Origin of the sequence: Salinibacterium sp. ZJ450, from assembly GCF_011751885.2 — a bacterium.
Classification (GTDB): Bacteria; Actinomycetota; Actinomycetes; order Actinomycetales; family Microbacteriaceae; genus Ruicaihuangia.
Map to the genome: position 1 here is coordinate 1,784,789 of NZ_CP061771.1, position 21,844 is coordinate 1,806,632.

The following is a 21,844-nucleotide window of genomic DNA, read 5'->3' on the forward strand; positions in this document are numbered from 1 at the left end:
GTATCTCGGACATGCAAAAAACCCCCGGTTTCCCGGGGGTTTTTAGTGGTGGGCGATACTGGGATCGAACCAGTGACCTCTTCCGTGTCAGGGAAGCGCGCTACCGCTGCGCCAATCGCCCAAGACTGAAATTCTCATTGCAGCTTGGAGGTGGATACGGGATTCGAACCCGTGTATACGGCTTTGCAGGCCGCTGCCTCGCCTCTCGGCCAATCCACCGTGTTTGGGTTCACCACCAAATGAAATGAACCGGCCTTTCGACCGATTCATATTCGAGCGGATGACGAGATTCGAACTCGCGACCCTCACCTTGGCAAGGTGATGCGCTACCACTGCGCCACATCCGCATTTTCGCTGTGCATTTCTGCGTGCTTGAAAACAATAGCGGATGATTTGCCGAGTGCCAAAACGAGCGAACGCGTGTCGTGCGAGAGCCGCTGGGGTGTCAGTATCGCGGCAAGTTTTATGGCAGGATTATCTGGCGCGGGCGATTGGCGCAGTTGGTAGCGCGCTTCCTTCACACGGAAGAGGTCATCGGTTCGAGTCCGGTATCGCCCACTTCATCTAGTCATACGACACCCGTTGTCGCCCCGGAACCTCGGGTGATTCCTGACCGATGACATGCGCCAGGTGCTCGGCATCCTGAATCTGTCGCTGATCGTGGGCGTGATTGCGAATGTGCTGTTCGTGATCGTGGATCGGGTTTGGCTGAAGGCGCTTGGCGACCTCATCACCGTGAGCATCGGGGTGGTTGTGCTGGCGCGCCTCTGGCAGGTGTTCCCATTCGATTTCTCAGGTTCGACGATCGACTGGGCGCTGGTGCTGCGGGTCGTGCTCGCGGTGTCCATCGGCGCGGCGCTGATTGCCATCATCGTGCAGCTCGTGGTGCTGGTGCGGAGCCTGTTCGGTCACGACCGGCGCGACGCCAGCCGCACCACCCCTCGCCCCTGACAGCAGCTGGCGGGTTTTCAGCAACCCCGCGAGCGCGAAGCACACCCCGATGGACCAGGCCACGGCGAGGACAGTGGCGCCCAGTTGCGCCACGAGCTGGGTCACACCGCCGGTGTGCACGAGCCCGGTTCCGTCGGTGAACAGGCCGAGCATCACGGTTCCCGTGGCGCCCCCGACCAGCAGCACCGCGGCCACCGCGGCCGGCCGCTCCCCCACCTTTTTCAGTGCGGATCCATAGAACACCGCAGACAAGGCGCCGGCGGCCACGCCGATCAGCAGCGACCACTGCGCGGTTACCCAGGCGCTGCTCGCCAGGGCACTGCTGAGGCCTGCCAGTATCCCGTACGCAGCGTCCCTCCGCATGGTCTTGCTCGCACCGATGAGGCGGGTGACGACCCAGCCGGCGCACCCGGTGGCTGCCGACAGTGTGGCGGAGAGGATGATCCGGGGCGTCACCTCGTCGATCATCGTCTCCGCAGCGATGCATGCCGCGAGCAGGCCGAGCGCCGCGAGAGCACTGCCCTTCGCCAGTCGCCCGCGCTCCGCGGTAGGCACCGGAACCGCTGGGGTCCGGGCGGCGCGCACCCGCGACCAGGCGTATGCGCCGGCGCCGACCGGAACGGCGAACACCAGTGCGCCGGCGAAATCCAAGGCGCCGAGCGTGGCGACGAGCCCCTCGGAGTCGAACGTCGCGAACGCCAGCGGCAGTTGCACCACGGCGACAACCAGCAGCGCATACACAGTCCCGCGCGACGATGCGGCGGAATCGGCGGAATCGGCCGGTCGGGCCAGGAGCAGAACGGATGCCGCGGCCATCGCCCCTAACAACACCGTCAGAGGCAGCGGCCAGTCGCGCACCAGCCCGAGCGTCACTCCGGCGCCGCCGCCGAGTGCCCCCAGCATCAGCAGGCGGCGAGGCAGCGACATCCGCCCGTCTCTTATCCATAGCAGCCCCGGAACCACTGCCAGCGACAGCAGACCGAACCCCACGACGACAAACACTTGACCATTCCCCCTGCTAGTGACCGGCAGTGCACCGACCGGCAGAAGTCAGCGTAGCGGCGCTCGGAAAACCCTGCGGAAACCACGAAGGGCGGCGTTCCGAAGAACGCCGCCCTGTGGGACCGAGCTGTGCTTAGCGACCGGGCGGTGCCTAGCGGCCCTCGAGCGCGTAGCCCTCCTCGCCGTGCACGACGGTGTCGATGCCGGCGATCTCGTCTTCGTTCTTCACCCGGAAGCCGACCGTCTTCTCGATCGCGAAGCCGACGATGTAGGCGACGACGAAGGAGTAGATCAGCACGCCAAACGCGGCGATCGCCTGCACGGTCAGCTGGCCGAAGTCGCCGCCGGTGAACAGGCCGGTTTCGGTGGCGAAGAAGCCGAGGTACAGGGTTCCCATCAGGCCACCGACCAGGTGGATGCCGACCACGTCAAGCGAGTCGTCGAAGCCCAGCTTGAACTTGAGCTCTACCGCCAGGGCGCACACGGCACCGGCGACGACACCGAGCACCAGGGCCCAGCCCGGGGTCAGGTTGGCGCAGGCGGGGGTGATCGCGACGAGGCCGGCCACAGCGCCGGAGGCGGCTCCGACCGAGGTGGACTTGCCATCCTTGACCTTCTCGATAACCATCCAGCCGATGATCGCGGCAGCGGTGGCGCCCAGCGTGTTGACGACGATCAGGCCCACGTTCTGCAGGTCGTTCAGCCACTCCGCGCCGGCGTTGAAGCCGAACCAGCCGAACCAGAGAATCGAAGCGCCGAGCAGCACCAGCGGCACGTTGTGCGGCTTGTGCGCACCCTTCTGGAACACGGCACGCTTGCCGAGCACCAGCGACAGGGCGAGCGCTGCGGCGCCGGCGTTGATGTGCACCGCAGTACCACCGGCGTAGTCGATCACCGCCGGCAGGCCGAGGGTCTCGCCGAGGCTGAAGATCCAGCCGCCGCCCCAGACCCAAGCGGCCACCGGGAAGTAGACCAGGGTTGCGAAGATCCCGGCGAAGATCATCCAGGAGCCGAACTTGGCCCGGTCGGCGATCGCGCCGGAGATCAACGCGACGGTGATGATCGCGAAGGTTGCGCCGTAGGCGGCGCCGATCAGCGCCTCATTGTCGGCCGAGGCCAGACCGAAGTCCGAGAACGGGTTGCCGGAGAATGACCACACCGAGTCGACCACCGACATGTTGGCGCCGTACAGAATCCACAGCACGCTGACGAGTCCGAGAGCGCCGAAGCTCATCATCATCATGCTGACGACGCTCTTGGCCTTCACCAGACCGCCGTAGAAGAAGGCGACGCCCGGTGTCATGAAGAGCACGAGAGCGGTGGCGGTGATCGCCCACGCGAGGTTGCCGGTATCCATGTGAGTTCCTAACACTTCTGGGGTTGAGCAGGATGTGTCGTGACGAACGAGGCTCGTCTCGGGTACGAAGCCAGTGTGGAACTCGCATATTTCGGCTGCGCTGTCGCTGTGTTTCGCGAACGTTACGCGCGGCGCAGCGGTGTGAACATCGTGTTTCCGACCGGTCTAGTCGTTTTGGAAAACGTCCGGCACACCGTCGCGATTCGTGTCCACCTGCTCGAGGCGGCGCTGGTTGCGGTAGTGCCGGTTGCGCCCGCCCAGCACGATGGCGGCGAGGCCCCCAGCGAGCAGCGAACCCGCGAGGATGGCGATCTTCGCGGTGTCGTCCAGCTCGCTGCCCAGCCCGAAGCTCAGCTCGCTGATCAGGAGAGAGACGGTGAAGCCGATTCCGCCCAGAATGCCAAGACCGAACACGTCGATCCAGGCGAGGCCTCGGGGCAGGGTGATCCCCGGCATGCGGGTGACCAGCCAGGTGGCCCCGGTGATGCCGATGGTCTTTCCCACAATCAACGCCGCGATGATGCCGATCGCCACCGGGCTGCTGAGCGCGGCGCCGAGCGCCTGCCAGCCGCCGATGGCGACCCCGGCCGAGAAGAAGGCGAACACCGGAACGGCGAACCCGGTGGACAGCGGCCGGATCCGGTGCTCGAGCACTTCGGCGAGGCCGGGCCGGCTGGCCTCGTCTGTGATACCGCGCGCCTCGGCCGCCGCGCGCACCGCCGGGCTACGTCGAACCGGGATGGTGAAGGCCAGCAGTACGCCGGCGACGGTGGCGTGCACGCCGGAGGAGTACATGAAGAACCAGACCAGAAGCCCGATCGGCAGCAGCACCAGCCAGGCGGCGGTGGGTCGAACCAGGAAGAACCAGGTGAACTTCTGGGCGAGCAGCCCGAAGACGGCCAGGCCGAGGAACATCGCCAGCAGGTAGCCCGGCCGCACGCCGTCGGAGTAGAAGAAGGCGATGATCCCGATGCCGAGCAGATCATCGACCACGGCGAGAGTCAGCAGGAAGGTGCGCATCGCCGCGGGGAGGTGCGTGCCGATGACGGCGAGCACGGCGAGGGCGAACGCGATGTCGGTGGCGACGGGAATCGCCCACCCCCGCTGCACCTCGGGTGAGGACTGCAGGGTGATCAGCGCGTAGATCACGGCGGGCAGCGCCACGCCGCCCACGGCCGCCATCACCGGCATCAGCGCCTTTCGCGGGTCGCGCAGTTCACCGGCGACGAACTCCCGCTTCAGTTCCAGCCCGGCCAGGAAGAAGAACACCGCAAGCAGCCCGTCTGCGGCGAGGTGGCCGACACTGATGTGCCACTCGAAGTCGCCGAACGTCAGCCCCAGTTCGGTGTCGCGCAGCGTGAAATACCAGTCGGCGAGCGGCGAATTGGCCGCGATCAGCGCGGCTAGCGTGGCGATCAGCAGCAGGATGCCGCCGACGGTCTCCTTGCGCAGGATGTTCTCGATGCGCAGCGACTCTGCGAACCGATCCAGGCCGGGCGGCGGGGTGGGGCGATTTGCCGGGGTAGGTCGATCAGGCGGGGTGGTGGACACGGGAACTCCTGCAGGCAGCGCGAAGGGCGTACCCATGCCGGTTGCGGCATGGAGCCGACCAGACTTCCCGGCACTCCACGGTCAGCCTACAAGGGGCGCCGGCCCATCCGGGCCCGTGCCCTACTGCGGCTGATGGGTGGTGAGCGCAATCATGCGGGAGATCGCTCGCAGGTACTTCTTGCGGTAGCCGCCGTTCAGCATGTCCTCGGCGAACACCTCATCGAGCGGGATGCCGCTTGCCACGATCTCCACCTGAGCGTCGTACAGCCGGTCGACGAAGGCAACCAGCCGCAGCGCATCGGTCTGCGCGGTGAGTTCGTGCACGTTCGTCAGGCCGATCGCCGGCAGCCCGTCGACGAGCTTCACGTAGCGCGACGGGTGAATCGTGGTGAGATGCTGCAGCAGTGCGGAGAAATCATCGACGGTGCTGCCCCGCGGCAGGTCGGCGACGGCCGCCCGGAACTCGCCGTCGTCCAGTGCCACCGCGTGGCCCTCGAAGTGGCGGCGCCGATAATCGAGTCCGTCGATGCGGAAGGTGTGGAACCGCGCAGACAGCCCCTGGATCTCGCGCAGGAAATCGGATGCCGCGAACCGGCCCTCACCCAGCGCATTCGGTGGCGTATTCGATGTCGCCGCGATCCGGGTGCCGGTCTCGACCAGTTCACCGAGCAGCCGGGTCATCATCATGGTGTCGCCCGGGTCGTCCAACTCGAACTCGTCGATCGCGATCAGGGAGGCGCCGCGCAGCAACTGCACCGCCTGCTGATAGCCGAGCGCGCCGATCAACGCCGTGTACTCGATGAACGTGCCGAAGTACTTACGACCGGGAGCACGGTGCCACAGGGCGGCCAGCAGGTGGGTCTTGCCCACACCGAAACCGCCGTCGAGGTAGATGCCGGGCAACTGCGGCGGCGTTTTACGCCGCGAGAACAGGCCTCCGACAGGCTTCCAGCCGTCGAGGAAGGTGTGCATCGCCGACACCGCCTCCGCCTGCGACGGGTACTCGACATCCGGTACATAGTTATCGAGAGTGGCGTGCAAGAACTGCCGCGGCGGCACCAACTGGGCGGCGATCTCGGTGCCGCTGAGTGACGGCGACCGGTCGACGAGGCGGCCCAAACGGGTGATCGGTTCTGAAGTCATGCGGGCGCCTCGGTATGTGTCAGAGTCTTACGGGAGCCTGTGCCCGGCTGCGACCCAGAGCGTAGATTCGTGTGAGGCAGCAGATGGCACAGCAACCGTCCCAGCCTATCCGGCTCGGCCGGCCGCACTTATCGCCCCAGATACCGGGGCTCATCTTGGAGGTAGCAATGACCGCCCCATTCGATCCGTCTCCCAAGTTCGCCGAGTACGCGCACCCGGACCGGCTGGTCAGCACCGAGTGGTTGCAGGCCAACCTGAACGCCGACGGGCTGGTGGTCGTCGAATCCGACGAGGACGTGCTGCTGTACGAGACCGGTCACATCCCCGGCGCGGTCAAGATCGACTGGCACACCGACCTGAACGACCCCGTCGCTCGCGACTTCGTCGACGGCGAGCACTTCGCCGCCCTGCTGGGCTCGAAGGGCATCAGCCGGGACAGCACGGTCGTCATCTACGGCGACAAGAGCAACTGGTGGGCGGCGTACGCGCTCTGGGTGTTCACCCTGTTCGGGCACGAGGACGTGCGGCTGCTGGACGGCGGCCGAGACAAGTGGATTGCCGAAGGGCGCGACCTGACAACGGATGTCGCATCCCCCGCGTCGGTGGAATACCCGGTCATCGAGCGCGACGACAGCAGCGTGCGCGCGTTCAAGGAAGACGTGCTGGCTCACTTCGGCAACCCGCTCATCGACGTGCGGTCCCCTGAGGAGTACAGCGGTGAGCGCACCACCGCGCCCGCCTACCCCGAGGAGAGTGCGCTGCGCGCCGGGCACATCCCCACCGCGCAGAGCGTGCCGTGGGGCAAGGCGGCGGCAGAGGACGGCACCTTCCGCAGCGTGCCGGAACTGAGCTCGCTCTACCGCGACCAGGCGGGACTTACCGACGGTGATAGCGTGATTGCGTACTGCCGGATCGGGGAGCGCTCGGCCCACAGCTGGTTCGTGCTCACCCACCTGCTGGGTTTCAAAGGAGTGCGCAACTATGACGGATCGTGGACGGAATGGGGCAGCGCGGTACGCGTGCCGATCGTCGTCGGCAGCGAGCCAGGAGAGCTTCCCGCGCGCTAGCGAGGGCATCCGATGAACACCGAACTTCCTGCCGCGCTCAGCGAGATCAAGGACGACTTCCTCGCGCTCGAACAACGCGACCGCCTGCAGCTGCTGCTCGAGTTCTCGAACGAGCTGCCGCCGCTGCCACCGCAGTACGAGAACCACCCTGACCTGTTCGAGCGGGTGGTGGAGTGCCAGTCCCCCGTGTTCATTTTCGTCGAGGTGCAGGATGACGGCACCGTGCACATGCACGCCACCGCCCCCGCGGAAGCGCCCACTACCCGCGGGTTCGCGTCGATTCTGGCGCAGGGCATCTCGGGGTTGACGGCCGCCGACGTGCTCGGCATCCCCGACGACTACCCGCTGGACATCGGCCTGACCCAGGCGGTCAGTCCGCTGCGGATGCGCGGCATGGTGGCCATGCTCGGCAGGGTCAAGCGGCAGATTCGAGAGAAGACGGCGGCGCTGTCCGCCCAGTGAGGGCGGCTTACTCGGCTCGGTGCAGCCGCTCCAGCCACGTCGTGATCTCGGCGTTCCACCGTTCGCGATGGAAGTTCCACAGGCGCGTGTGCCTGGCCGTGTGCCAGGGCCAATAGCTGACGATGTCGGGGCGGGACGCCGCCAGCGCCCGCGACGCGGTTGACGGCACGAAGCCGTCGTCGTCGCTGTGCAGCAGCAGGATCGGCTTGTCGAGTTCGCTGGCGCGGCGCACGAAGTCAAGCCTGCTGAAGTCGATCGCCTCCTGTTGACCGGTCAGGCGTCTGCTCCACCGGGTGCTGATCACCGACAGCGCCGCCTCCCGGATCAGCGGGGGAACATGCAGCACGTCGGCCTGGTAGTGGAGTGTGGTCACCCAGTCCACCACCGGCGACTCCAGCACGATTCCCCGCACCGCATGGGACAGCTCCGACCGGGACAGCGCCTGCAGCACCAGGGCGCCGCCCATCGACCAGCCCATCAGCACGATCTCGCGAGCGCCGTTGTCGAGCGCGTATCGGATTGCCGCCTCCACGTCGAGCCACTCGATCGCGCCGAGGGCGTACAGGCCGTCGTCGCTGTTCGGTGCGTCGGTGTCGTTGCGGTACGAGATCAGCAGGGACGTGTACCCGGCCGCACGGAACACCGGCACCGCGCGCAGGCACTCCTGCCGGCGCACGCCGCGACCGTGAACCTGAATCACCCACCGGTCGGTGTTGTCTGCGGTGTCGTCGCCGGTGTCAGTGTCAGTGTCAGTGCCGGCGCGGATCAGCCACGCCGGAGCCGGCCCCAGGGTGGTCTGGATGGACACGTCCTCGTAGGCCACACCAAGATCGTCCGGATGCAGGTACACCCAGGCGCCCAACCTCCCGCGGCGTGCCGACACGAGGGCGGCCGCGGCGGCATCCCGACCGGTCGGATCGACGTCGACCAGCCGGCGCACCACCGTTTTCTCGGTGCGCACGATCACCTCGCCGACGCGCACGTGCATGCGGTTGTGGTTGAACCAGAAACTGTAGGTGCCGTCGACGACGGAGTCGGGGGTGCGGGCAAGGGAGATGGTGCCCGCCGGCAGGTTCACGTCGTAGATCACGACGTCTTCGATCGTCTTCTTCGGGGGTGTGATCACCTTGCGGGCCACGAAGATGGCGCTGACGGCGGCACTCACCGCGGTGAACACGGCCGCGCCGCCGCCGATCAGCGACACGGCGAGGATGGCACGCTGGCGCGTGGACCGAGCAGGGCGCAATCGCGGAGCTCGGTCGCGGACCATCCGGTACCTCCCCTGCCTGACTCGCGGAACGGCGAGCCTCTTCCATGAAAATACCAAAGAACCATAGTCTGCAGCTGTGCCTGATACCCCAGCAGGAGCAGCGTTGCCCGCTCCGTTCAGTGCCGCGTTAGACGCGGTGCGGCGTGCGACCGTGCGTGATGAATTGACGGTCACCGAAATTCCCTCACCCGGTTCTCTCGCACCATACTCGATTGCGCTGGCGGCGGATGTGACCGCCGCCCACCATGCCGAGGCAGATCTTGGCACCGGGCGTTTCGTGCTGCTCTACGACCCGGCGGAGCCCGAGGCCTGGGGTGGCAGCCTGCGCGTCGTCTGCTTCGCCCAGGCCCCGCTCGAGATCGAGCTCGCCCTTGACCCGTTCACCGCGGATGTCGCCTGGTCGTGGCTCGTCGACGCCCTGGCCTCCCGCGGTGCCGCGTACCACTCGGCGTCGGGCACGGCCACGAAAGTGCTGTCCACCGGCTACGGCGAACTCGCGTCCCAGGGCAGCGGCGCTCAACTCGAGTTGCGGGCATCGTGGACCCCCGATGACACGTCGCTCACCGCACATGTGGAAGGCTGGTGTGAGTTGTTGTGCATGCTGGCCGGGTTGCCACCGGCCCCAGAAGGAGTGAGTTTGTTGTCAGCCCGCCGAATGGCCCGTGGTGAAAGATAGCGCCCCGCACGGCACGATCTCGGTAATCGATTCGCGTGATCAGTACCTCGAGGCGGTCGAGCTGATCCGCGCGGGCCACGGCCCGATCGGCATCGACGCGGAACGCGCGTCAGGGTTCAAATACTCCCAGCGCGCCTACCTGATTCAGGTGTTCCGGCGCGGCGCCGGCACCTTCCTGTTCGACCCGCCGGCGATCGGCGACTTCCGCGAGCTCAACGACGCAATCGGTGATGTCGAGTGGATCCTGCACGCGGCAAGCCAGGACCTCACCTGCCTCCGCGAGGTCGGCCTCAACCCGCCGCGGCTGTTCGACACCGAGCTGGCCGCCCGTCTGCTCGGACTGCCCAGGGTCGGCCTCGGCACCGTGGTCGAAGAGCTGCTCGGCATCCACCTGGCCAAGGAGCACTCCGCGGCGGACTGGTCGACCCGGCCGTTGCCGCACCCATGGCTGGTGTACGCCGCGCTCGACGTGGAATTGCTGCCAGACCTCCGGGACGCCATCCAGAAGCTGCTGGATGAGGCAAACAAGACGACGATTGCCGCCGAAGAGTTCGCGGCGACGCTGGCGCGTGACTTCCGCATTGTCAGAAGCGAGCCGTGGCGGCGGTTGTCCGGGGTGCACTCGATCCGCGGCACCCGCAATCTGGCGGTCGCCCGCGAGCTCTGGCAGGCGCGCGATGACTACGCCAGGGAGATCGACGTCGCACCTGGCCGCCTGGTGCCGGACGCGTCCATCGTCGCCGCGGCGAAGGCGCTCCCGGAAACCAAGCGTGACCTCGCCGCGCTCAAGGAGTTCAGCGGACGGGCCAGCCGCAGCCAGCTCGACCGCTGGTGGGAGGCCGCCGAGCGCGGGCTCACCACCGAGGACCTGCCGGTGCTGCGGGCGGCCACCGATACGCTGCCGCCGCCGCGGGCCTGGTCCGAGAAGAATCCGGAGGCGGACAAGCGCCTCAAGCTGGCGCGCGCCGCGATCGCCGAGCTCTCCGACGAGTTGGCGATTCCCGTCGAGAACGTGCTCACCCCCGACACGCTGCGCCGCATCGCCTGGCAACCGCCGCAGCCGGTCAGCCGCGAGGCGGTCGAATCCGCGCTCGAAGACCTCGGCGCGCGACGCTGGCAGATTGAGGCAACTGCACACCTAATCGTTGAAGCCTTTGTCGATGCCAGCCAAGTGGTTGAACTCGCTGTCGAAAACGATTCGTAGGAAGAGTCAACTAACCCTTGCGGTCAGCGGCTGCTGCCTAGGATCGGATGCGACATCCATTCTCTGGGAGGCAACGTGGCTGAAAGAACAGAAGTTTTCTTCGTAGACGGCATGAGGACGCCGTTCGGCAGAGCCGGCGAGAAGGGGATGTTCTGGCAGACACGCGCTGACGACCTTGTGGTCAAGGCGATCACCGGTGTGCTGGCGAGAAACCCCTCCGTTCCGGCGGATCGCGTCGACGACGTGGCGATCGCCGCGACCACTCAGCAGGGCGACCAGGGTCTGACCATCGGGCGCACCGCCGCGTTGCTGTCCGGACTCCCCCGCAGCGTTCCCGGCTACGCCATCGACCGGATGTGTGCCGGGGCGATGACCAGCGTCACCAGCGTGGGTGGGGCCATCGCCTTCGGCGCCTATGACCTGGCGATCGCCGGCGGTGTGGAGCACATGGGCCGGCACCCGATGGGCGCCGGCGCCGACCCGAACCCGCGGTTCCTGGCGGAGCGACTGGTGAGCGAGGATGCCCTGAACATGGGCAACACGGCCGAGCGCATCCACGACCGGTTCCCCGAACTCACCAAGGAGCGCGCCGACCGCTTCGCGATGGCGAGCCAGCACAAGACCGCGGCCGCCTACGACGCCGGAAAGATCCAGCCCGACCTCGTTCCGGTCGCCATCCGCAGTTCCGAGGGCTGGGGTCTGGCCACCCGCGACGAGGCCATGCGTCCGGACACCACGCTGGAGGGGCTTGCCGGGCTCAAGACGCCGTTCCGGCCGCACGGCCGCGTCACCGCCGGTAACTCCTCAGGGTTGAACGACGGCGCGACCGCGTCACTCATCGCCAGCGGCGACGCGGTGAAGGAATTCGGCCTTCAGCCGAAGATGCGCATGGTGAGCTTTGCCTACGCCGGAGTCGAGCCAGAGATCATGGGCATCGGCCCGGTGCCGAGCACCGAGAAGGCGTTGAGGAAGGCCGGCCTCACGATCGAGGACATCGGGCTGTTCGAGTTGAACGAGGCGTTCGCCGTGCAGGTGCTGTCGCTGCTCGACCACTTCGGGATCGCCGATGACGACCCCCGGGTGAATCCGTGGGGCGGTGCCATTGCCGTCGGTCATCCGCTGGCCTCATCGGGTGTGCGCCTGATGATCCAGCTCGCCCGGCAGTTCGAGGAACACCCAGAGGTGCAGTACGGCCTGACCGCCATGTGTGTCGGCCTCGGTCAGGGCGGCTCGGTGATCTGGGAGAACCCGCACTACAGCAAGCGTGCCGAGCGCGCACAGAGCAAGGGAACGAAGTAATGACGATCGCCACACCGGCCGCCCGGTTCGCTGAACTCCGCGTGCTCTCCGACGACGAAGTCGTCAGCCATTCTTATGTTCGCGACGTGCCGCTGTCCGGTGGCAAGACGCTCGCGCTGGTGACGCTCGACAACGGTCGTGACCACACCAGGCCGACCACGCTGGGCCCCGAGGCCATGATCGAGTTCGCGAACACCCTCGACGCCCTCGCCGAGCGCGCCGCGCGCCGCGAGATCGCCGCGGTCGCGGTGACCGGCAAGCCGTTCATCCTGGCCGCCGGCGCCGACCTGTCGAGGGTCGGCGACATCCAGAACCGCGACGTCGGCCTGCAACTGGGCCAGCTCGGCCACTACGCCCTCGGCAAGCTCGACGAGCTCGGTGTGCCTTCGTTTGTGTTCATCAACGGGCTGGCGCTCGGCGGCGGCCTGGAGATCGCGCTGAACGCGAACTACCGCACGATCGACAGCTCCACCGCCGCGCTCGCCCTACCGGAGGTCTTCCTCGGCCTCGTTCCTGGCTGGGGCGGTGCGTGGCTGCTGCCGAACCTGATCGGCATCGAGAACGCGCTCAAGGTGATCATTGAGAACCCGCTGAAGAACAACCGCACGCTGAGCGCGGCCGAAGCGCTGGAGCTCGGCATCGCCGACGTGCTGTTCAGCCCCGCGAACTTCCTGGAGGACTCGATCCGGTGGGCGGACGGCGTGCTCTCGGGCACGATCAAGGTGAAGCGACCGAACCAACCGGGCAAAATCGAACGGGCGGTCAAGTGGGATGCCGCGATCGGCATCGCCCGGAAGTCGCTCGAGTCGAAGATCGGCACCGTGGCGAAGTCACCGTACCGGGCGCTCGACCTGCTGAAGGCGGCCAAGAACACCGACAAGCAGACCGGCTTCGCGGCGGAGGACGCGGTGCTGGCCGAGCTGATCGCCGGCGACCAGTTCCGGGCGAGCATCTACGCGTTCAACCTGGTGCAGAAGCGCGCCAAACGGCCGGCGGGAGCGCCGGACAAGGAACTCGCACGACCGGTGACGAAGGTCGGGGTGATCGGCGCAGGCCTGATGGCCAGCCAGTTCGCGCTGCTCTTCGTGCGCCGGCTGAAGGTGCCGGTGGTGATCACCGACCTCGACCAGGCGCGCGTGGACAAGGGAATCGAGCACATCCGAGGCGAGATCGACGCCCTCCTGGCGAAGGGTCGCATCAACCAGGATGAGGCGAACCGGTTGCGGGCGCTCGTCTCCGGCACCACCAACCGGGCCGACTTCGCGGACTGCGACTGGGTGATCGAGGCGGTGTTCGAGGAGCTCACCGTGAAGCAAGACGTCTTCGCCGAGATCGAGCGCTACATCGCGCCGGATGCCATCCTCGCCACGAACACGTCGTCGCTGTCGGTCGAGCAGATCGGCGCGAAGCTCGCGCATCCGGAACGCCTGGTCGGATTCCACTTCTTCAACCCGGTGGCGGTGATGCCGCTGATCGAGGTGGTGAAGACACCGCAGACCAGCGACGCGGCGCTCAGTACCGCCATGGTGACCGCGGCGAAGCTGAAGAAGAACGCGGTGATCACGGCCGACACGCCTGGCTTCGTGGTGAACCGCATCCTGGCGAAGCTGCTCGGTGAAGCCATGCACGCGGTCGACACCGGCACGCCGTTCGAGACCGTCGATGCCGCCATCGCCCCGCTCGGGTTGCCGATGACGGCGTTCGAGCTGCTCGAGCTCGTCGGCCTCAAGGTCGGCGCGCACGTGCTCGATACCCACCACGCCGCGTTCCCCGAGCGGTTCTTCGAGAGTAGCAACCTGCACCGGCTCGCCGAGCACGGGCGCATCTTCGAGCGCGACGCCAAGGGTCGCATCAAGGGCGTGGACAAGAAGGCCGCCGAGTTCGTGAAGGGCGGCACCACGCCGATGACCGAGGCGCAGATCCTCGGTCGGCTCGAAGACGGACTGGCGGATGAGATCAAGCGGATGCTCGACGACGGCGTGGTTGCCGCAGCGGAGGACATCGACCTGTGCATGCTGCTCGGCGCCGGCTGGCCGTTCCAGATGGGCGGCATCACGCCCTACCTCGACCGGGTCGGGGCGTCGGAGCGGGTGTTCGGCGACACCTTCCACCACCCGCCGATCAAGGGCGTCGAGTAACGGATCGAGCCTGCGCCACCGGCTGATCCAGCGGGTGGCGCAGGCTCGGGATGCCGCAGGTTCTCGATGCGGCGGCGTTAGGTCGCGGTGCTGATCGGCCCCGTCACCGGGTGGATCGCGGCCTCTTCGGCCGTCAGCGGCCGGGCGATCGGAATCCGGGTGCCGAGCACCTGCTCCACCACGTCACGGGCGATGGTCTCCGCGGTGAGCCCGACCTCCTCGAGGATCTCGTTCCGGGAGGCGTGGTCGATGAACCGGTCGGGCAGCCCCAACTCGGTGACCGCGGTGTCCACCCCGGCGGCGCGCAGGTCCTGGCGGATCCGCGTGCCGATGCCCGCCACCCGCACGCCGTCCTCGATCGAGATCACGATGCGGTGCTCCCGGGCGAAGCCGACGATGCTGCCCGGCACCGGAATCACCCAGCGCGGGTCGACAACGGTGGCGCCGATGCCCTGCGCGGACAGCCGTTCGGCGACGTCGAGACCGAGCTTGGCCATGGAGCCGACCGTGATGATCAGCACGTCCTGATGCGCGGATTCCCGCAGCACGTCGACGCCGTCTGCGGTTCGGCGAATGGCGGGGTATTCGTCGCCGACGGTGCCCTTGGCGAAACGCACGACGGTGGGAGCGTTCTCCACCGCCACGGCCTCACCCAGTTGCTCGCGCAACGCCACCGCGTCGCGGGGCGCCGCGATCTGAATGTTCGGGATCACCTGCAGCAGGGCCAGGTCCCACATTCCGTGGTGGCTCGGCCCGTCCGGTCCGGTCACCCCGGCCCGGTCGAGCACGAACGTGACGCCGGCCTTGTGCAGCGCGACATCCATCAACACCTGGTCGAATGCCCGGTTCATGAAGGTGGCGTACAGGGCGACAACCGGATGCAGGCCACCGAACGCCAGCCCGGCCGCCGAGGTCACGGCGTGCTGTTCGGCAATGCCGACGTCGAGCACCCTGTCCGGGAACCGCTCGGCGAGCTTGTGCAGACCGGTGGGTCGCAGCATGGCCGCAGTGATGCCCACGATCCGCGGATTCTTCTCGGCCAGGGCCACGATCTCGTCGGCGAACACCGACGTCCAGGACGGCTTGTTGCCGGTGTCGATCGGTTCTCCGGTCTCGGGGTCGATCTGCCCGACGGCGTGGAACTGGTCCGCGACATCCGCCATCGCCGGTTCGTAGCCTTCGCCCTTGCGGGTGATGACGTGCACGATCACCGGTGCCTCGTAGTTCTTGGCCTGGGTCAGCGCCTCGGTCAGGGCGCCCAGATCGTGCCCGTCGACGGGGCCGATGTACTTGATGTCCAGGTTCGAATACAGGCCCTGGTAGTTCGTCACCTTGCTGAGGAAACCGTGCAGGCCGCCTCGCACACCGCGGTAGATCGCTCGTCCCGGGCTGCCGAGGTGGTCGAACGCGCGTCGGCTGCTCAGGTACAGGCTGCGGTAGCTGCGCCGGGTGCGGACACTGTTCAGGAAGCGAGCCATCCCACCGATGGTGGGCGCGTATGAGCGCCCGTTGTCGTTCAGGATGATCACCAGCTTGCGCGAGTTGTCATCACTGATGTTGTTCAGCGCCTCCCAGGTCATGCCGCCGGTGAGCGCACCGTCGCCGACCACCGCCACCACGTGGCGGTCATCCTGCCCGGTCATCTCGAAGGCACGGGAGATGCCGTCAGCCCAGCTCAGCGAGCTGGAGGCGTGTGACGATTCGACGATGTCATGCTCGGACTCGGAGCGTTGCGGGTAGCCGGCAAGGCCACCCTGCTGCCGGAGCCGTGCGAAGTCCTGACGACCGGTCAGCAGTTTGTGCACGTAGCTCTGGTGGCCGGTGTCGAAGATGATCGCGTCGCGCGGCGAATGGAAGATGCGGTGGATCGCGATCGTCAGTTCGACGACGCCCAAATTCGGGCCAAGGTGTCCGCCGGTCTTGGAGACTTCGGCCACCAGGAAATGCCGGATCTCCTCCGCGAGCTGATCCAGCTGCGCGGAGGAGAGTCCGTCGAGATCACGGGGTCCGTGAATGTTCTCGAGCAAGGTCATAACGGAGAACTCTAGACGAGGCTCCTGAGGACGTACTGCAGGATGCCGCCATTGCGGTAGTAGTCCGCCTCACCGGGGGTGTCGATGCGAACCACCGCGTCGAACTCGATGGTCTGCTTGCCGGCCGGCGAGTGCTCGCTCGGTTCGGCGGTGACGTGAACTGTCTTGGGCGTGCGGCCCTCGTTCAGTTCGGTGAGTCCCGAGATGCTGATGATCTCGGTGCCGTCGAGTCCGAGCGACTCCCAGCTCTCGCCCGCCGGGAACTGCAGCGGCACAACGCCCATTCCGATCAGGTTCGAGCGGTGGATCCGCTCGAAGCTCTCGGTGATGACGGCCTTGACGCCGAGCAGGCTGGTTCCCTTGGCAGCCCAGTCACGCGACGAGCCGGAGCCGTATTCCTTGCCGCCGAGCACGACCAGCGGGGTGCCGCCGGCCTGGTAGTTCTGGCTGGCGTCGTAGATGAACGACTGCGGAGCATCCGGCTGGGTGAAGTCGCGGGTGTAGCCGCCCTCGACGCCGTCCAACAGCTGGTTCTTCAGGCGGATGTTCGCGAAGGTTCCGCGGATCATCACCTCGTGGTTGCCGCGGCGCGAGCCGTAGGAGTTGAAGTCCTTGCGGTCGATGCCGTGCTCGGCGAGGTACTGGCCGGCCGGGCTGTCCGCCTTGATGTTGCCGGCGGGGCTGATGTGGTCGGTGGTGACGGAGTCGCCGAGCTTGGCGAGCACGCGGGCGCCGCTGATGTCGGCGACCGGGGTGGTCTCCAGCGTCATCCCGTCGAAGTACGGGGGCTTCCGCACGTAGGTCGATGCGGGATCCCACTCGAACACCTCGCTGTCGGGCGTCGGCAGTGAACGCCAGCGCTCGTCGCCCTCGAAGACCTCGCCGTACTCCTTGGTGAACATCGCGGTGTCGATCGACGAGTCGATCGTGGACTGCACCTCCGCGGCATCCGGCCAGATGTCCTTCAGGAACACGTCGTTACCCTCGGTGTCCACACCGAGCGCGTCCTTCTCGAAGTCGAAGTTCATCGACCCGGCCAGGGCGTACGCGATCACCAGCGGCGGGCTGGCGAGGTAGTTCATCTTCACGTCGGGGCTGATGCGGCCCTCGAAGTTGCGGTTGCCCGAGAGCACCGCGGTGACGGCGAGGTCGTTCTGGTTGATCGCGTCGGTCACCTCGTCGATCAGCGGTCCGGTGTTGCCGATGCAGACCGTGCAGCCGTAGCCGACGGTGTAGAAGCCGAGGGCTTCCAGGTCATCGGTGAGTCCGGCCTTGGCGTAGTAGTCGGTGACGACCTTCGAGCCGGGGGCCAGTGTGGTCTTCACCCACGGCTTGGACTTGAGGCCCTTCTTCACCGCGTTGCGTGCCAGCAGGCCGGCCGCGAGCATGACGCTCGGGTTCGAGGTGTTGGTGCACGACGTGATCGCGGCAACCGCGACGGCGCCGTGGTCGATGGTGTACGCCTTGCCGTCCTTGGTGCGGATGTCGGTCGGACGGGACACGGTCGACGGCGCGTGGCTGCGGTGCGTGTGGTGGTGGTGGCTGTGCTCGTCCTCTGGCGTGTTCGAGGGCGGGTCGGATGCCGGGAACGACTCGGCGACCTCGAGGTCGACCAGGTCGTGCTCGACCGTCGCGTAGTCAACGAGGTCCTTCTCGAACTGCGACTTGGCGAGGCTCAGCTCGACGCGGTCCTGCGGGCGCTTCGGGCCGGCGATCGACGGCACCACCGTGGCGAGGTCGAGTTCGAGGTACTCGCTGAAGGTGGGCTCGACGGCGGGGTCGTGCCACAGCTTCTGCAGCTTGGAGTAGGCCTCGACGAGCTGGACCTGCTCTTCGCTGCGGCCGGTGAGCCGCAGGTAGTCGAGGGTCACGTCATCGATCGGGAACATCGCCGCGGTGGAGCCGAACTCGGGGCTCATGTTGCCGATGGTGGCGCGGTTGGCGAGCGGCACCTGGGCGACGCCTTCGCCGTAGAACTCGACGAACTTGCCGACCACGCCGTGCTTGCGCAGCATCTGCGTGATGGTGAGCACGACGTCGGTCGCGGTGACGCCGGAGGGGATGGAGCCCTTCAGCTTGAAGCCGACCACCTTGGGGATCAGCATCGAGACGGGCTGGCCGAGCATGGCGGCTTCGGCTTCGATGCCGCCGACGCCCCAGCCCAGCACACCGAGGCCGTTGACCATGGTGGTGTGCGAGTCGGTGCCGACGAGGGTGTCGGGGTAGGCGCGGAGCACGCCGTCGACGGTGCGGGTGAAGGTGACGCGGGCCAGGTATTCGATGTTGACCTGGTGCACGATGCCGGTTCCCGGCGGGACGACCTTGAAGTCGTCAAACGCGGTCTGTCCCCAGCGCAGGAACTGGTAGCGCTCACCGTTGCGCTCGTACTCGATCTCGACGTTGCGCTCGAGGGCGTTCTCGGTGCCGAAGAGGTCGGCGATCACGGAGTGGTCGATCACGAGCTCGGCCGGGGCCAGCGGGTTGATCTTGTTCGGGTCGCCGCCGAGGGTGGCGACAGCCTCACGCATGGTGGCGAGGTCGACGATGCAGGGCACGCCGGTGAAGTCCTGCATGACCACGCGGGCCGGGGTGAACTGGATCTCGGTGTCGGGCTCGGCCGTGGGAACCCACGATCCGAGGGCCTCGATCTGCGCCTTGGTCACGTTCGCACCGTCTTCGGTGCGGAGCAGGTTCTCGAGCAGAACCTTGAGGCTGAACGGAAGCTTGTCGTATCCGGCGACCTTGTCGACGCGGAACACCTGATAGTCGGTATCACCGACCGTGAGGGTGTCTTGAGAACCGAAGCTGTTGATACTCGACACTGTGTCGTCTCCCTTGCTGACTTGGTACTCATCCTTGCCGGTGCGCGACGGCGCATGCCAGCAAGGCAAGCCTAAGCCTGTTGCCATCGCCCGCGACCGGTGGGGTCGGAGCGGACGGTTGCCTATTTATCTTGATGTCAAGATAAATATAGCAGCGTGGGAGGTGTCAGTGCTGTTCTTTTTCCGGCGTGTATGCGGCGCGCACCAGCAGCCAGGTCACCCACAGCATCGCCGCGTAGAACGGCACGCCCATGATGAGTTTGGTGGCGGCGAGGGCCTGCGTCTGCGAGGCCAGATACAGCGGCACCTGAACCGCGAGCCGCAGCGCGAACACGCCGACCCACATCACCGTGGTGATCACGGCGATGCGGAACTTGGCCTTGTCCTGCCGCCAGTCGGAGACGTCCCCGGTGAGCAGCCCGACGATGACGCCGATCAGCGGCCAGCGCACGGCGAGGCTGATCAGCAGGCCGAGAATCGAGGCGGCATTAATGAAGAAGCCGAGTACGAAGTTGTCCTCGGCCTGCCCAGACCAGAGCGCCACTCCGGCGGATGCCGCGACGCCGATCACCCCGGCGATCGCCGGCATCACCGTGCTGCGCATCACCAGGCGGGCGACGACGAACCCGATCGCGATGATGACCGGGGTGAGCACGGACGGGACGAGTTGCTGCGTGATCGTGTAAACGATCAGGAACATCAGGCCGGGCAGCAGCGCCTCGACGAGGCCGCGCACTCCGCCGATCGCGGCGAGCAGCGCGCGCACGGTCGGGGTCTCCCCCGGCGGCACATGCGCGAACGCCGACTTGCGGGCAGCGGTGCTCAGCGCCTCGGCGAGGCTCGGCTCCTTCGGAGGTTCCGGATTGGTGCTGTCGGTCACGATGGGCTGCCTAGACCTGGACGGGGCCGGCGGCGGGTGGCTGGCCGGAGCTGCTGGTGGGCATCCGCAGCGGGATCAGGTCGCGCGGCGGCATGGGCGTGTTGCCGCGCACCACGACGATGCTGCGGAACAGGTCCTCGATCTTCTCGGCGGCCTCCTTGTTGACGGCCCCCTCGCCGGCGATGACGCCGCGCAGGAACCAGCGTGGCCCGTCCACCCCGATGAACCGGGCGATGCGGCTGCCGCCGGGCTGGGCGCCCGCCACGACGGGGATCTCGGCCAGCAGTTCCGGACCGAACGGGCCGGGCTGCTCGGTGGTCTTGCCACCCTGCTTCTTGATCTGCTCGGCGATCTGGCCGCGGATCTCGTGCCAGAGACCGCTGGAGCGGGGCGCCGCGAACGGCTGCACCTGCAGGGTGGAGCCGGCGTAGTCGAGGCCAACGGCAACGACGCGCTTGGTGCCTTCCTCGACCTCGAGGCGCAGCTGCAGTTCGGGCCGTGGCAGGATCTTCACTCCGCCGAGGTCGACGTACGGTCGTACCGCGTTGGCCTCGTCCTCATCCAGCGGGCCGGCGTCGGCGCGGTCGGCTGGCGCGGACTTCTCCGGATCCTGCGGAACCTCGGTTTCAGCGGTGCCATCGATTTCGGGGGTGTCGCTCACGCGGTTGCTCCTGCCTTGTCTGCCGTGTATCCGGTTGAGCCGAAGCCGCCCTCGCCGCGGGCGCTGTCGGGAAGCGTGTCGACCGGCACGAACCGCGCACGGGACACGGGCATCACGATGAGCTGGGCGATTCGGTCGCCGGCGCTGATCGAATACGGTTCGGTCTGGTCGGTGTTGAGCAGGGTGACCTGGATTTCGCCGCGGTATCCGGCATCCACTGTTCCCGGACTGTTCACGATGGTGATGCCGTGCCGACTCGCGAGTCCGCTGCGGGGCACGACGAACGCGACATAGCCGTCGGGGAGGGCGATCGACACTCCGGTGGGCACCAGGGCACGTTCACCGGGATTCAGCACGAGGTCGCGAGTGGACAGCAGGTCTGCGCCGGCGTCACCGGGGTGGGCATACTCGGGCGGGTGGTCGCTCTTGATAAGGATGTCGACGATATCGGTCACGCAACGAGGGTAGTCCAGAACGAAGACCCGGCCGCACGAGGGTGACGCTGAAATCTGATCGAATAGAGCAATGACCTTCTACCGCGAGCGCCTCTGGCCAAGTCCTTGGATGTATCTGGCCACCGCGCTCGTGATTCCGGCGAGCCTGATTGTCTTTCTTCCGATCAATCTCGTCGCCGGAGTGGTCACCGCGGTGGTGTTGTATTCGGCCTGCGTGGTGCTCATGATCGTGGCGTCGCCGACGATTGAGGTCACGGACTCTGTGATCGCGGCGGGACGAGCCCGGCTGCCGATCGAGTTGGCCGGCGGGGTGTCTGTGCACGAGGGCGAGGACGCAACCGCCGAACGCGGCACGCGCTTGGACGCGCGGGCCTGGCTGTTGATTCGGGGCTGGGTGGCGCCCGTCGTCAAGATCGAGGTAATCGACGAGCAGGACCCCACGCCGTATTGGCTGGTGTCCGCTCGTCGACCTCGCGAACTAGAGCAGGCGATCGCGAAAGCGAAGGCGAAGCTCGTTTAGGCGGCGCACTCCAGGCAGATCGGGCCCAGCTTCTCTTCGTGGTCTAGCTGCGATCGGTGTTTCACGAGGAAACAGTTGACGCAGGTGAACTCGTCGGCCTGCGGGGGCAGCACGACCACATCTAGGTCAAGGTCGGAGAGGTCCTGGCCTGCAAGCTCGAAGCTGCCGGGGTTGTCGGCGTCGTCCACGTCCACGACCCCCGACATCTTGTCAGGAACGCGCTCCTTCAGGGCCTCGATCGACTCTGAGTCGTCGTCGCTCTTACGGGGGGCATCGTAGTCGGTTGCCATTCCCATCCACTTCTTCTGGTCGTAACGAAATTCGGCGGGCACAGTTTGCACTAATTAGTTGGG

At 66.9% G+C, this 21,844-nt stretch carries 19 protein-coding genes and 4 tRNA genes; 8 read left to right on the top strand and 15 right to left on the bottom strand.

The genetic code is table 11. The features are described from left to right. Window positions 1–46: 46 nt before the first annotated feature. From HCT51_RS08450 to HCT51_RS08465, 4 genes are all read right to left on the bottom strand, one after another. A tRNA-Val gene (locus tag HCT51_RS08450) sits at window positions 47–121 on the bottom strand. 24 nt (window positions 122–145) lie between these two features. Then, window positions 146–219: transfer RNA gene (locus HCT51_RS08455), tRNA-Cys, on the bottom strand. A gap of 56 nt (window positions 220–275) precedes the next feature. Next, a tRNA-Gly gene (locus tag HCT51_RS08460) sits at window positions 276–347 on the bottom strand. Continuing rightward, window positions 327–521: a hypothetical protein gene (locus HCT51_RS08465; RefSeq protein WP_166871764.1), complete on the bottom strand. Its 195-nt coding sequence runs from the start codon at window positions 519–521 to the stop codon at window positions 327–329. Before HCT51_RS08465 ends, HCT51_RS08460 begins: the two co-directional genes overlap by 21 nt. Here HCT51_RS08465 and HCT51_RS08470 point away from each other — a divergent pair. Next, a tRNA-Val gene (locus HCT51_RS08470) sits at window positions 486–558 on the top strand. The two genes, HCT51_RS08465 and HCT51_RS08470, sit on opposite strands and share 36 nt — an antisense overlap. Before the next feature lie 234 nt (window positions 559–792). Here the strand turns inward: HCT51_RS08470 and HCT51_RS08475 are convergent. The 4 genes from HCT51_RS08475 to zapE form a co-directional block, all read right to left on the bottom strand. Further along, window positions 793–1,878, bottom strand: coding sequence for an ammonium transporter (locus tag HCT51_RS08475; RefSeq protein WP_166871761.1), 1,086 nt, complete (start codon window positions 1,876–1,878; stop codon window positions 793–795). A 226-nt stretch (window positions 1,879–2,104) separates the two neighbouring features. Beyond that, window positions 2,105–3,310: an ammonium transporter gene (locus tag HCT51_RS08480; protein WP_166871758.1), complete on the bottom strand. Its 1,206-nt coding sequence runs from the start codon at window positions 3,308–3,310 to the stop codon at window positions 2,105–2,107. A gap of 165 nt (window positions 3,311–3,475) precedes the next feature. Then, window positions 3,476–4,861 carry a Na+/H+ antiporter NhaA gene (gene nhaA, locus HCT51_RS08485; RefSeq protein ID WP_224760737.1) on the bottom strand — a complete coding sequence of 462 codons (1,386 nt, stop codon included), beginning with the start codon at window positions 4,859–4,861 and terminating at the stop codon, window positions 3,476–3,478. 120 nt (window positions 4,862–4,981) lie between these two features. Beyond that, on the bottom strand, window positions 4,982–6,004 hold the full coding sequence (gene zapE, locus HCT51_RS08490) for a cell division protein ZapE (protein WP_166871752.1): 1,023 nt from the start codon (window positions 6,002–6,004) through the stop codon (window positions 4,982–4,984). Window positions 6,005–6,171: 167 nt separating this feature from the next. Between zapE and HCT51_RS08495 the strand changes: the two genes are divergently transcribed. Beyond that, window positions 6,172–7,071 carry a sulfurtransferase gene (locus HCT51_RS08495; RefSeq protein ID WP_166871749.1) on the top strand — a complete coding sequence of 300 codons (900 nt, stop codon included), beginning with the start codon at window positions 6,172–6,174 and terminating at the stop codon, window positions 7,069–7,071. A gap of 12 nt (window positions 7,072–7,083) precedes the next feature. Continuing rightward, window positions 7,084–7,533, top strand: a complete 450-nt coding sequence (locus tag HCT51_RS08500) for a SufE family protein (protein WP_166871747.1) — start codon at window positions 7,084–7,086, stop codon at window positions 7,531–7,533. Between the two features lie 7 nt (window positions 7,534–7,540). Here the strand turns inward: HCT51_RS08500 and HCT51_RS08505 are convergent, their stop codons facing one another. After that, window positions 7,541–8,803, bottom strand: a complete 1,263-nt coding sequence (locus HCT51_RS08505; protein ID WP_166871744.1) for an alpha/beta hydrolase family protein — start codon at window positions 8,801–8,803, stop codon at window positions 7,541–7,543. A gap of 76 nt (window positions 8,804–8,879) precedes the next feature. On the opposite strand from HCT51_RS08505, the gene HCT51_RS08510 reads away from it, so the two are divergent. The 4 genes from HCT51_RS08510 (at window position 8,880) to HCT51_RS08525 (ending at window position 14,120) form a co-directional block, all read left to right on the top strand. Next, window positions 8,880–9,479, top strand: a complete 600-nt coding sequence (locus tag HCT51_RS08510; RefSeq protein WP_166871742.1) for a DUF3000 domain-containing protein — start codon at window positions 8,880–8,882, stop codon at window positions 9,477–9,479. After that, window positions 9,466–10,683, top strand: a complete 1,218-nt coding sequence (locus tag HCT51_RS08515; protein WP_166871739.1) for an HRDC domain-containing protein — start codon at window positions 9,466–9,468, stop codon at window positions 10,681–10,683. Before HCT51_RS08510 ends, HCT51_RS08515 begins: the two co-directional genes overlap by 14 nt. Window positions 10,684–10,758: 75 nt before the next feature. After that, a complete protein-coding gene (locus tag HCT51_RS08520; RefSeq protein ID WP_166871736.1) occupies window positions 10,759–11,982 on the top strand; it encodes a thiolase family protein in 1,224 nt (407 codons plus the stop codon). Further along, window positions 11,982–14,120, top strand: coding sequence for a 3-hydroxyacyl-CoA dehydrogenase NAD-binding domain-containing protein (locus HCT51_RS08525; RefSeq protein ID WP_166871733.1), 2,139 nt, complete (start codon window positions 11,982–11,984; stop codon window positions 14,118–14,120). Before HCT51_RS08520 ends, HCT51_RS08525 begins: the two co-directional genes overlap by 1 nt. Window positions 14,121–14,197: 77 nt before the next feature. Here the strand turns inward: HCT51_RS08525 and dxs are convergent, their stop codons facing one another. The 5 genes from dxs to dut all read right to left on the bottom strand — a co-directional run bounded on the left by dxs (window position 14,198) and on the right by dut (window position 20,971). Next, entirely contained in the window at window positions 14,198–16,153 is a 1,956-nt protein-coding gene (gene dxs, locus HCT51_RS08530) for a 1-deoxy-D-xylulose-5-phosphate synthase (RefSeq protein WP_166871730.1), read from the bottom strand. Between the two features lie 11 nt (window positions 16,154–16,164). Further along, a complete protein-coding gene (gene acnA, locus HCT51_RS08535; protein WP_166871727.1) occupies window positions 16,165–18,975 on the bottom strand; it encodes an aconitate hydratase AcnA in 2,811 nt (936 codons plus the stop codon). Between the two features lie 166 nt (window positions 18,976–19,141). Further along, the gene (locus HCT51_RS08540; RefSeq protein WP_224760738.1) at window positions 19,142–19,855 is read right to left on the bottom strand and encodes a DUF3159 domain-containing protein; all 714 of its coding nucleotides are present in this window, start codon (window positions 19,853–19,855) and stop codon (window positions 19,142–19,144) included. Between the two features lie 10 nt (window positions 19,856–19,865). After that, the gene (locus tag HCT51_RS08545) at window positions 19,866–20,516 is read right to left on the bottom strand and encodes a DUF3710 domain-containing protein (RefSeq protein WP_208322703.1); all 651 of its coding nucleotides are present in this window, start codon (window positions 20,514–20,516) and stop codon (window positions 19,866–19,868) included. Continuing rightward, complete coding sequence (dut, locus tag HCT51_RS08550; protein WP_166871725.1) at window positions 20,513–20,971, bottom strand: dUTP diphosphatase; 459 nt, start codon at window positions 20,969–20,971, stop codon at window positions 20,513–20,515. The genes HCT51_RS08545 and dut overlap by 4 nt, the downstream gene beginning before the upstream one ends. Before the next feature lie 70 nt (window positions 20,972–21,041). On the opposite strand from dut, the gene HCT51_RS08555 reads away from it, so the two are divergent. Beyond that, entirely contained in the window at window positions 21,042–21,491 is a 450-nt protein-coding gene (locus HCT51_RS08555) for a DUF3093 domain-containing protein (protein WP_166871721.1), read from the top strand. Here HCT51_RS08555 and HCT51_RS08560 read toward each other — a convergent pair. Then, window positions 21,488–21,781 (bottom strand): DUF4193 domain-containing protein, encoded by a 294-nt coding sequence (locus HCT51_RS08560; protein ID WP_166871718.1) that lies wholly within the window; start codon window positions 21,779–21,781, stop codon window positions 21,488–21,490. The genes HCT51_RS08555 and HCT51_RS08560 overlap by 4 nt on opposite strands. Between the last annotated feature and the right edge of the window lie 63 nt (window positions 21,782–21,844).

What these genes read in the sequence shown, in the direction of transcription:
- HCT51_RS08525 (WP_166871733.1), top strand. Translation starts at nt 11,982, where the DNA reads ATGACGATCGCCACACCGGCCGCCCGGTTCGCTGAACTCCGCGTGCTC.
- HCT51_RS08495 (WP_166871749.1), top strand. Translation starts at nt 6,172, where the DNA reads ATGACCGCCCCATTCGATCCGTCTCCCAAGTTCGCCGAGTACGCGCAC.
- dxs (WP_166871730.1), bottom strand. Translation starts at nt 16,153, where the DNA reads ATGACCTTGCTCGAGAACATTCACGGACCCCGTGATCTCGACGGACTC.
- HCT51_RS08480 (WP_166871758.1), bottom strand. Translation starts at nt 3,310, where the DNA reads ATGGATACCGGCAACCTCGCGTGGGCGATCACCGCCACCGCTCTCGTG.
- HCT51_RS08500 (WP_166871747.1), top strand. Translation starts at nt 7,084, where the DNA reads ATGAACACCGAACTTCCTGCCGCGCTCAGCGAGATCAAGGACGACTTC.
- HCT51_RS08505 (WP_166871744.1), bottom strand. Translation starts at nt 8,803, where the DNA reads ATGGTCCGCGACCGAGCTCCGCGATTGCGCCCTGCTCGGTCCACGCGC.
- HCT51_RS08560 (WP_166871718.1), bottom strand. Translation starts at nt 21,781, where the DNA reads ATGGCAACCGACTACGATGCCCCCCGTAAGAGCGACGACGACTCAGAG.
- HCT51_RS08475 (WP_166871761.1), bottom strand. Translation starts at nt 1,878, where the DNA reads ATGTCGCTGCCTCGCCGCCTGCTGATGCTGGGGGCACTCGGCGGCGGC.
- HCT51_RS08555 (WP_166871721.1), top strand. Translation starts at nt 21,042, where the DNA reads ATGACCTTCTACCGCGAGCGCCTCTGGCCAAGTCCTTGGATGTATCTG.
- zapE (WP_166871752.1), bottom strand. Translation starts at nt 6,004, where the DNA reads ATGACTTCAGAACCGATCACCCGTTTGGGCCGCCTCGTCGACCGGTCG.